We start from the raw sequence: 9,378 nt of genomic DNA, 5'->3' as shown, positions 1-9,378 counted from the left end.
TGCGTGTCGGCAATCTGACAATGACCAATCACCCCATCCACATGCACGGCTATGATTTCGAGGTGACCTGCACGGATGGAGGATGGGTCCGGCCGGAGGCCCGCTGGCCTGAGGTCAGCATCGATATTCCGGTAGGCGCGATGCGTGCCTACGAATTCGATGCCGTTCATGAAGGGGACTGGGCGTTCCACTGCCACAAGTCACACCACACCATGAACGCCATGGGTCACGAACTGCCCACGATCATCGGCGCCAACAAGACCCGCGTCACCGACATGGTTCGCAGGCACCAGCCCGGATACATGTCGATGGGAACAGCAGGCATGGGTGACATGGGCGAGATGTCCATGGAAATCCCCGAGAACACCATCCCGATGATGACAGGCTGGGGTCCGCATGGTCCGCTGGAGATGGGCGGCATGTTCTCTGTCATGAAGGTGCGCGAAGGCATCGCTCCTGACGACTATTCCGATCCGGGTTGGTATGAAAACCCTCCCGGTACGCAGGCATGGGAATGGACGGGCGAGTTGCCCGAGCATGCCAGCAACTACAGCCCCGAGACGATCCTGACGCCGCGCGGCGGCAAGCGCTTGGGCTGATCTGACCCTATCGAGCAACACAAAGGAAAACGTGATGAAATCGTTGATGCTGGTGACTGCTATTACCCTTTTCCCGGCCCTCGCTATTGCAGCCGGAACCCATGAAGGCGGCCATGACGAATATGCCATGGGGGCCCCGGCCGCCGAAGGCGCCGCAGACATGAAATCCGTCGAGATCTCGATGCGGGAGACCGAAGAGGGCACGATGATTTTCGAGCCTTCCGAACTGTCTTTTGCGTCCGGTGAAACCGTCCGTCTGGTCATTACCAACGATGGCGAGCTGGAACATGAATTCGTCATGGATACCGTCGAGGCCAATGCCGAGCACAAGGAGCTGATGGCAAGGTTTCCCGAGATGGAACATGACGACCCGAACGCGGTCCGTCTTCAGCCGGGCGAGACCGGCGAGATCCTTTGGACCTTCGAAAACGAGGGCGAATACGAATTCGCCTGCCTGATGCTGGGCCATTACGAGTCCGGCATGCACGGCCCCCTGAACGTCACCGAATCCTGAACCGCGAGGACCTGACCATGAAACTGATTCAACTGACTGCCGCTGCGCTGATCCTTTCTGCTGGAGGCGCCTTCGCGGACACCCACATCACCAACGGGACAGTCACCAAGATCGACACCCAATGGAGCAAGGTGACCGTCGATCATGAGGAGCTGAAGAACCTGGATATGCCGGCCATGAAGATGGTCTTCCAGGTTGCAGAGCCGGAAATGCTCGAGGGCCTGAGTGAGGGTGCCGCCATCCGCTTCGCCGCCGACCGTGTGAACGGCAAGCTGACCATTACCGAAATTCTGGAATAAATCAGAAAGCCCAGAGGTCTTAAAATGAGAAACCTTTTTATGTCCGTACTGGCTGTTGCCAGTATCACTGCAGGCTTCGGTTATGCCGAAGAAGCAAACCATAGCACAAGAGGATCAAACACAAACTCAGGGGGCGGAGCATCAGCTTCCGTGGACAATACGCCGGAAAGGCCTGACTGGTCGGATTCTGTTGCGCGGGCTACGAATACGATTCCTGTTCCGGCAGGGCGTATCATGTCCTCAAAGGAACTGGGTAGGGCAGGGTTGAGCCCTGACGATGTCATGCATGTTTCAGTTTTCTGAGGAACAGGCTTAGCATCGTCATATGTCTCAAATTTACGGAGGACTAAGATGAGTTCTGTTAAGATCCTTATTGCCGCAGCGATTGCTGCGACCAGCCTTACTGCGCCCGTCTTTGCTCAGGACGCTGAATTCCAGATGCCTGAGCAGTGCGCCATGGCTGCACCCGCCAGTGATATGCCCGCGGAAAGCATGGACGGGTCACAGATGGGCGGCGATGCGCAGTCTGACGGCATGGGCGCCATGATGGGTATGGGCGGCGTGGATTTGGCAACCATGCCGGAACATGTTCAGGAAAACATGCGTCGCATGATGGTAACGATGCCAGCCATGCACGACGGCATGATGAACGAGGATGCCGACGTGGCCTTTGCTTGCGGGATGATTGCCCACCATCAGGGTGCCATAGACATGGCGGAAGTGCTTCTCGAGCATGGCGAGGACGAGCAGATGCGGACCTTGGCCCAGGAGATCATCGACGCTCAGGTCGGTGAAATCGAGCAGATGACCACTTGGCTGGCTGATAACGCGAACTGAGCCTGCCTTGAACCGCGCGGCATCATGCCGCGCGGTTCTCTGCTAAAGACCATCAGAAAAAAACCCCGCGGCCGTTCTTGACCTTCCCATCATGGGAAGCCCCATATCTGTTCCACACAACGAACGGAGCCCAGCCCATGAATATTGGAGACGCCTCTGCCCGGTCGGGTGTGTCGGCCAAGATGATCCGCTACTACGAGCAGACCGGGTTGATCCCCCTAGCTGCGCGTACAACCTCGGGGTATCGCAACTACGCCGATTCAGACGTTCACATGCTTCGGTTCATTGCACGGTCGCGGGATCTGGGTTTTTCGATCAGCGAAATCACCGACCTGTTGGATCTGTGGCGTAACACCGACCGGCGTAGCGCCGATGTCAAAGCACTGGCACAAGCCCGGATCCAGGATCTCCGCCACAAGATTACCCACCTGCAGGACATGGCCGACACGTTGGAGACGCTGGTGCGATCCTGCGCCGGAGACGAGCGCCCGGACTGCCCGATCCTGCATAATCTGGAAACGGAAGCATTCCCTGCCTCGGGCAGACGCTCAAATCATGCCGGTCCCCACGCCAACATCAACGAAAGGATCACATCGTGATCGACAGACGCCTGTTCATCGGAACGCTCGCCGCGGTCCTCATTCCCGCAACATCGGTGCTGGGGGCGGTGTCCACATCCCAAGACACTCTAATCGCGGTGGTTCGATCACCCGATTGCGGCTGTTGCGGAGCCTGGATCGATCATCTGCGGCAAAGCGGTTTCACAGTAGAAGAAACCCTGACCGACGACGTCGAGGCCTTCAAGGATGAGCACGCCGTTCCTCAATCTCTTCGGTCCTGCCACACGGCCCTCGTCGAAGGCTATGTAATCGAGGGCCATGTTCCGGCTGATGCCGTCCGCAATTTGCTGGATCAGCGCCCTGATGCGGGTGGTCTGGCCGTTCCTGGCATGCCGATCGGTTCGCCCGGCATGGAAATGGGCGGCCATTCTGAGCCTTTCGAGGTCATTCTCTGGGGCGATTCCGGCAACAGCGTCTTCGCAAGGTATTGAGGTTTCCCCATGACACCTGCAGCGTCCAGGACTGCCACCCTCCACCGCATGGTGATGACAAAGCACATGTGCCCCTACGGGCTCAAGTCGCTCGATCTGCTGAATCGTCAGGGCTATCGCGTCGAGGACCATCATCTGACGACCCGTGCCGAGGTCGATGCCTTCAAGGAGCGGCATGACGTCCAGACCACGCCGCAGACCTTCATCGGCGGCCAGCGGATCGGTGGCTATGACGATCTTCGGCATCACTTCGGAAAGACCGTCCGCGACAAGACCGCGACGACCTACCGGCCAGTGATCGCCCTGTTCGCCATGGCGGCAGCCATGGCCTTGGCAACCAGTTGGGCGGCGTTCGGTCAGCTGATCACCATTGCTGCGGCCGAATGGTTCGTGGCCTTCGCGATGTGTCTCCTGGCCCTGCAAAAGCTGAAAGACGTGGAAAGCTTTGCCACGATGTTCCTGAACTATGATCTGCTCGCGCAGAGATGGGTCCGTTACGGATACGTCTATCCCTTCGCCGAAGGCCTGGCGGGCATCCTGATGGTTGCGGGCGCGCTGATGTGGCTGTCGATCCCGGTCGCGCTGTTCATCGGTACGATCGGTGCCGTGTCGGTCTACAAGGCGGTCTATGTCGACAAGCGAGAGATCAAATGCGCTTGCGTCGGTGGTGACAGCAACGTGCCCCTGGGCTTCGTCTCGCTGACCGAGAACCTGATGATGATCGCGATGGCCGTCTGGATGCTGATCAAGGTTACGATGCTCGGGCATTGAGCACGCTATTCGATAGAGAGCCGCGCTTTGCAGCGCAAACGGCTGCATGTGAAAAGTTCTACTGAGCCTGTAGCCGAAGACGAAAATGGATCATTCCGACCATGAGGCACAGCCTCAATGTTCCGGCTTCAAGAGAAGCCTAAAATAGAAACGGAGACATATCATGGGATATGGCCGCTTTTTCGCGATGATCGCGACCTCCACCATCGTCATGTATGGGCTGATGTACCTCAATACCTATTCGATTGATCACATCGCGTTTTCGCAGACCCGCATGTGGATGGCGATTTACATGGGATCGGTCATGGCGGTCATCATGCTCGCCTTCATGTTGGGCATGTATTCCGATCGGAAGAAAAACATTGCGATCTTCGTCGGTGCCGGTTTTGCATTTGTTCTGTCCCTCTGGCTGGTGCGAAGCCAGGAGACGGTCGAGGATCTTGCCTGGATGAAGGCAATGATCCCTCACCATTCCATCGCCATCCTGACCAGTGAGCGCGCGGATATTTCCGATCCAAGGGTCCGGGACCTTGCTGACGCGATCATCGAGGCGCAGCGCAACGAGATCGCAGAAATGAAAAGGTACATCGCCGATATCGAGGCGAATGGCGACGCTCCCGCAGGCACTCGCCGCGTCGAGGCTAACTGAATCACGTCAAATTAGGGTGTCACTCGCCGGGCATCGTAGATGGAAGAACATCAGTAGAAAGTTGGCAAGACATGGATCACGATCATCATCACGCGTCGCCAGACATCCCTGCGGGGACCGAGACGGCAAAGGACCCGGTCTGCGGGATGACGGTTGCGGTCAAGCCTGACGGACATCGAGCGGTGTTTGGAGACAAGACGTTTCATTTTTGCTCGGAGAAATGCAAGACCAGGTTCAAGGCAGATCCTTGGTTCTACGCCTCTGGCCGCGCAGCTGGAAAAAAGAAGGCGGCTCCGGCCAACGCTCAGTATACCTGTCCGATGCATCCCGAGATTGTCCGTGATGTGCCCGGCGACTGCCCGATCTGCGGGATGGCGCTCGAACCGATGCTGCCCTCGGACGAGCCGAGCGAGGAACTGACCGACTTCACACGGCGCATGTGGATTTCGGCAGCCGCCGCAGTGCCGCTGGTCATTCTGACAATGGGTGAATTGGTCGCTCTGCCGGTGCGGGATTGGATTGGCCACGAAATCGCAAGCTATCTCGAATTCATCCTGGCGACACCGATCATCCTCTGGGCCGCCTTGCCGTTCTTCAAGCGAGGTCGGGATTCACTTTTGAACCGATCACCGAACATGTGGACGTTGATCAGTCTTGGCGTGGGCGCGGCCTATCTCTATTCGCTCGTCGCGACTTTCCTGCCCGGCGTATTTCCCGATGCCTACCGAATGGGTCATGGTGTCGGCACCTACTACGAGGCGGCTGTGGTGATCGTGGCTTTGGTCTTCGTGGGCCAGGTTCTGGAATTGCGGGCACGCGAACGTACCGGGGATGCCATTCGAGCCCTGCTCGATCTCGCACCAAAGACCGCGCGGCGTATCCTGCCGGATGGCTCGGAATATGACGCGCCTTTGGAAAACATCATGGAAGGTGACCGGCTCCGCGTGCGCCCGGGCGATGCGGTGCCGGTGGACGGCATAGTGATCGAGGGCCGCTCATCCCTGGACGAGAGCATGCTGACCGGCGAGTCGATGCCGGTGGAGAAAAGTTCAGGCGATGCAGTGACCGGGGCCACGATCAACAAGAACGGCAGCCTCGTGATCGAAGCGGGCAAGGTCGGCGCCGACACGGTTCTTGCGCAGATCGTGGCGATGGTCTCGAACGCGCGGCGGTCCCGCGCACCGATCCAGGGGATGGCCGATCGGGTCTCGGCAGTGTTCGTGCCAACGGTGGTCGGCATCGCAATCTTCGCCTTCGTCGTCTGGCTGATTTTCGGCCCCGAGCCCTCGCTGGTCTTTGCCATCGCCTCGGCCGTGTCAGTGCTGATCATCGCCTGCCCCTGCGCCCTTGGGTTGGCCACGCCGATTTCGATCACCACCGCGGCAGGGCGCGGCGCACAGGCCGGTGTGCTGATCAAGGATGCCGAGGCGCTGGAGCGGATGGCGGGGGTTGATACACTGATTGTCGACAAGACCGGTACGCTGACCATGGGCAAGCCGAAGCTGACGGATACCGTGGCACTCGCGGATGTGGCCGAAGCGGACTTGCTGTCCCTGGCGGCAGCGCTCGAGCGCGGCTCGGAACACCCGCTGGCCGAAGCGATCGTCGAAGGCGCCGAAGCGCAGGGCGCGGGGCGACAAGAGGCAGTGGATTTTGAAGCCGTCACCGGCAAAGGCGTGCGCGGCACGGTTGGCGGACGGGTAGTGGCGCTCGGCAACGCGGCGATGATGCAGGAGATGGGACTAGACACGGGCACGGCCGAGGCGAAGGCCAATACCCTGCGCGCCGAGGGCAAGACGGCAATGTTCATCGCTGTCGATGGTGCCCTGGCCGGCATCGTGGCGGTCGCCGACCCAATCAAGGAAAGTACCGCGCAAGCGATCCGCGAACTCCACGCACAGGGGCTGCGCGTCATCATGGCGACGGGTGACAACGAGCGCACGGCACAGGCTGTGGCGAGCAAGCTCGGCATCGACGAAGTCCGCGCAGGTGTCCTTCCGGAAGCCAAAAAAGACCTGATCGACCAGTTGCGCCGCGAGGGACACAAGATCGCCATGGCGGGAGACGGGGTGAACGACGCGCCCGCACTGGCCGCTGCCGATGTCGGCATCGCCATGGGCACGGGCGCGGACGTGGCCATGGAAAGCGCCGGGATAACCCTTCTGGGTGGTGACCTGATGGGCATCGTCCGGGCACGCAAGCTGGCGCGGGCGACATTGCGCAACATCAAGCAGAACCTGTTCTTCGCCTTCGCATACAATGCGCTTGGCGTGCCAATTGCGGCAGGTCTGCTTTACCCCATCACCGGGACTTTGCTGTCACCGATGATCGCAGCTGCGGCGATGAGCCTGTCCTCCGTTTCGGTTATTACCAACGCCCTCCGCCTGCGGCGGGTGGATCTGTAAGAAAGCAAAAAGGAAAAACAAATGACGACATTCAATATTCCCAACATGAGCTGCGGCCACTGCAAGGCAACGGTGCAAAAGACCATCCATGCCATCGACCCTGAGGCTCAGATCGATTTCGACATGGCGTCACGAAGGATCACTTTGGACAGCCGGGCTAAGCCGGACGATATCAAAGCAGCACTGGCCGCAGCCGGATACCCTGCGACTCTGGCAAAATGACAGACTAGTTAGCTGTTGATGATATTCCTGTAGGCTATGCATCTTCTCGATTGCCGGCTGCAACTGAAAAGGCTTAGCAATCGGTCCGAACTCCTGCGACCATCTCTGGTCACGGAGGTTCAGATCTGCAGTGCCGTCATGAAGAGCTGCACCGCGCTTGGCATACCTGCCACAGAAACCGTGGGTTAAAGCCGTCGGAGAAAAGGGGAACCTCGGATACTAGAGACTTTCACCACTCTTAGTCGGGCCCTCAGAATACGGTGACCTTCGTTCCTACCTCGGCCACTGTATAAAGCTGTTCTACATGTTCATTATAAAGCCCGTAACAGCCGGACGAGGAGCGCCTACCGATCTTGCGCGTGTCATGGGTGCCATGGACCAGGTAGGCAGGCCACGCAAGATACAAGCCGAACTTGCCAAGCGGGTTCTCCGGCGCTCCGCCCTCGACCCTCTGCGGCAGCGTGGGATCTTTCTCCCGCATGCTCGGCGTCGGCGTCCAGGGCGGGTTCGGCATTTTGCGGACGATCTCGGTCTGCCCGCGACGGGTCAGCTCATCGGTCATAGGAATGGCGCAGGGGAAAACGAAGTGGATGTTTTCGTCGCCCGACCAGTAGTGGACCGCGCGCGAGGTGACGTCGGCCAGCAAAACGCCTTTGCCGAGCGTAGGGTAGAAGTCGCGCCAATGCCGAGTTCGGAACGACGACTGGTTGCGATCAGGCCCTGCGTCAGCGGCCACCTGTGCATAGGCGGCTGCAGGCAGAAACGCTCCTGTTGCGGCCAAGCCGCGAAGAAAACTTCGCCGGTCACTAAAACGATGGGTGGACATTCTGATGCCTCATGCTCGTTTTTTCTGAACCGAGTATACCGGGTTCGCACCGCGCCACCAAGCAAGCACAGGAACGTCGCAAAGCACCTGCGGGTAATCTGCAACAGCTGATGCGGCCATTCCGCGCGCTGAGCTAGTTAACCTGCGGATAACATCGTTCGGAGCATGTTGCAGGGCGGTCCTACCGAGCGGGCTCTTTACCTAATATTGTAGTCCTTCATCGAGCGGTATGTTCCAGTTCAACTGCTTCGCCGTCGAAGACGATCTGAAAGCGCCACCGGCCTCTCATGGGAAAACTGCCGGTTCCGCTCCAAGTGCCGTCGGATCGGCGGAACATGGGTACCAAAGTGGCCCCCATATTGTGGCCCATCATGGTCATTGAAGCACTTGGTTGCACAAGCGTAGCATGGTAGCTGCCGTCGTCGCTTTCGAACATTAAGGTGATTTCGAAGTCTCCAACCTGTGCATCGTCTAACGTTAAAATAAGCCGGTTGCCGTCAACATCTCTCACAACGGTTGTTTCTGTAGCAATCCTAGGGCTAACTCCGTCCCGGTTGCTTGACAGACCGAAGATGAGGAATGCCCCTACAGTAGCCGCGACCACCAAGAGCGGGATTGCGATCAGCGCTGCGCGTAAAGCTTGCATGCCGTTACGCTCTGGTCCTATCAGTGGCACGACTTTCCCCAATTCCTGTCAATGAACGGGCATTCGGTGCGGCGTCGCCGTGGCGGTTGTCGGCCATATTACCCCTAGTATCTCCCGAAATGGGGTCAGATGTAAGATTTGCTTTCGATCTCGTAGATCGGCAGGCCTGCTTGTTTGTTAGCAGTACCAGCGTGCATGGCACATTCCGAAGCTGCTTCAGGGAGTAGGGGACTTTAGGCGATGAAAGCTTAAAAGACCATGGCACTATCGGGATCAAGTGGCCACACAACTCGTACCAAGCTGCTCGTGCGGGCCTAGTTGGCGTTCTCAAATAGCCACGAGGTCATCTGCTCAATTTCGCCGACCTATGGGACGATGATCTCTTCAGCAAGTGCTCGCATCTGCGGATCTTCGCCATGTTCGAGTAGAAGCTTGGACCTGCACCGCTTCTGTTCCGGTCAGGTGCTCATGTTAAGCGGCCCTCTGCTCGAAGGCCACGGGTGATTTCCAGCCGAGGGCTGAGTGTTTGCGGCGCGGGTTGTAGAAGCCATTGATGTAT

General features: G+C 58.6%; 12 protein-coding genes. 10 read left to right on the top strand and 2 right to left on the bottom strand.

The window, feature by feature from the left end:
• The 10 genes from FA740_RS18670 to FA740_RS18630 form a co-directional block, all read left to right on the top strand.
• The coding region (locus FA740_RS18670; RefSeq protein WP_169306380.1) for a multicopper oxidase domain-containing protein at positions 1 to 599 on the top strand (599 nt) is incomplete at its 5' end.
• A gap of 34 nt (positions 600 to 633) precedes the next feature.
• Positions 634 to 1,113, top strand: coding sequence for a cupredoxin domain-containing protein (locus FA740_RS19835; RefSeq protein ID WP_072298571.1), 480 nt, complete (start codon positions 634 to 636; stop codon positions 1,111 to 1,113).
• Between the two features lie 17 nt (positions 1,114 to 1,130).
• Positions 1,131 to 1,412 (top strand): copper-binding protein, encoded by a 282-nt coding sequence (locus FA740_RS19830; RefSeq protein ID WP_211243758.1) that lies wholly within the window; start codon positions 1,131 to 1,133, stop codon positions 1,410 to 1,412.
• Positions 1,413 to 1,763: 351 nt separating this feature from the next.
• Positions 1,764 to 2,249, top strand: a complete 486-nt coding sequence (copM, locus tag FA740_RS20385) for a CopM family metallochaperone (RefSeq protein ID WP_136858312.1) — start codon at positions 1,764 to 1,766, stop codon at positions 2,247 to 2,249.
• Between the two features lie 137 nt (positions 2,250 to 2,386).
• Positions 2,387 to 2,848 (top strand): Cu(I)-responsive transcriptional regulator, encoded by a 462-nt coding sequence (cueR, locus tag FA740_RS18655; protein ID WP_136858311.1) that lies wholly within the window; start codon positions 2,387 to 2,389, stop codon positions 2,846 to 2,848.
• Positions 2,845 to 3,300, top strand: coding sequence for a DUF411 domain-containing protein (locus FA740_RS18650; protein WP_231558913.1), 456 nt, complete (start codon positions 2,845 to 2,847; stop codon positions 3,298 to 3,300). Before cueR ends, FA740_RS18650 begins: the two co-directional genes overlap by 4 nt.
• A gap of 9 nt (positions 3,301 to 3,309) precedes the next feature.
• Positions 3,310 to 4,071: a MauE/DoxX family redox-associated membrane protein gene (locus FA740_RS18645; protein ID WP_136858310.1), complete on the top strand. Its 762-nt coding sequence runs from the start codon at positions 3,310 to 3,312 to the stop codon at positions 4,069 to 4,071.
• A gap of 163 nt (positions 4,072 to 4,234) precedes the next feature.
• Positions 4,235 to 4,720, top strand: a complete 486-nt coding sequence (locus tag FA740_RS18640) for a DUF305 domain-containing protein (RefSeq protein ID WP_136858309.1) — start codon at positions 4,235 to 4,237, stop codon at positions 4,718 to 4,720.
• A 71-nt stretch (positions 4,721 to 4,791) separates the two neighbouring features.
• Positions 4,792 to 7,125 carry a heavy metal translocating P-type ATPase gene (locus FA740_RS18635; RefSeq protein WP_136858308.1) on the top strand — a complete coding sequence of 778 codons (2,334 nt, stop codon included), beginning with the start codon at positions 4,792 to 4,794 and terminating at the stop codon, positions 7,123 to 7,125.
• 21 nt (positions 7,126 to 7,146) lie between these two features.
• Entirely contained in the window at positions 7,147 to 7,347 is a 201-nt protein-coding gene (locus FA740_RS18630; RefSeq protein ID WP_136858307.1) for a heavy-metal-associated domain-containing protein, read from the top strand.
• A gap of 250 nt (positions 7,348 to 7,597) precedes the next feature.
• On the opposite strand, the gene FA740_RS18625 is transcribed toward FA740_RS18630, so the two are convergent.
• Positions 7,598 to 8,173: a L,D-transpeptidase gene (locus tag FA740_RS18625; RefSeq protein WP_136858306.1), complete on the bottom strand. Its 576-nt coding sequence runs from the start codon at positions 8,171 to 8,173 to the stop codon at positions 7,598 to 7,600.
• Positions 8,174 to 8,390: 217 nt separating this feature from the next.
• The gene (locus FA740_RS18620) at positions 8,391 to 8,819 is read right to left on the bottom strand and encodes a hypothetical protein (protein WP_136858305.1); all 429 of its coding nucleotides are present in this window, start codon (positions 8,817 to 8,819) and stop codon (positions 8,391 to 8,393) included.
• Positions 8,820 to 9,378 lie beyond the last annotated feature (559 nt).

Origin of the sequence: Paracoccus hibiscisoli (genome assembly GCF_005048265.1) — a bacterium.
Taxonomy (GTDB): Bacteria; Pseudomonadota; Alphaproteobacteria; order Rhodobacterales; family Rhodobacteraceae; genus Paracoccus; species Paracoccus hibiscisoli.
This window is presented reverse-complemented; position numbering and strand designations above follow the sequence as displayed.

Excerpts from the sequence above, each read along its gene's own strand:
- cueR (WP_136858311.1), top strand. The coding sequence starts at position 2,387 with ATGAATATTGGAGACGCCTCTGCCCGGTCGGGTGTGTCGGCCAAGATG.
- FA740_RS18640 (WP_136858309.1), top strand. The coding sequence starts at position 4,235 with ATGGGATATGGCCGCTTTTTCGCGATGATCGCGACCTCCACCATCGTC.
- FA740_RS19835 (WP_072298571.1), top strand. The coding sequence starts at position 634 with ATGAAATCGTTGATGCTGGTGACTGCTATTACCCTTTTCCCGGCCCTC.
- FA740_RS18620 (WP_136858305.1), bottom strand. The coding sequence starts at position 8,819 with ATGCAAGCTTTACGCGCAGCGCTGATCGCAATCCCGCTCTTGGTGGTC.
- FA740_RS18645 (WP_136858310.1), top strand. The coding sequence starts at position 3,310 with ATGACACCTGCAGCGTCCAGGACTGCCACCCTCCACCGCATGGTGATG.
- FA740_RS19830 (WP_211243758.1), top strand. The coding sequence starts at position 1,131 with ATGAAACTGATTCAACTGACTGCCGCTGCGCTGATCCTTTCTGCTGGA.
- copM (WP_136858312.1), top strand. The coding sequence starts at position 1,764 with ATGAGTTCTGTTAAGATCCTTATTGCCGCAGCGATTGCTGCGACCAGC.
- FA740_RS18630 (WP_136858307.1), top strand. The coding sequence starts at position 7,147 with ATGACGACATTCAATATTCCCAACATGAGCTGCGGCCACTGCAAGGCA.
- FA740_RS18625 (WP_136858306.1), bottom strand. The coding sequence starts at position 8,173 with ATGTCCACCCATCGTTTTAGTGACCGGCGAAGTTTTCTTCGCGGCTTG.
- FA740_RS18635 (WP_136858308.1), top strand. The coding sequence starts at position 4,792 with ATGGATCACGATCATCATCACGCGTCGCCAGACATCCCTGCGGGGACC.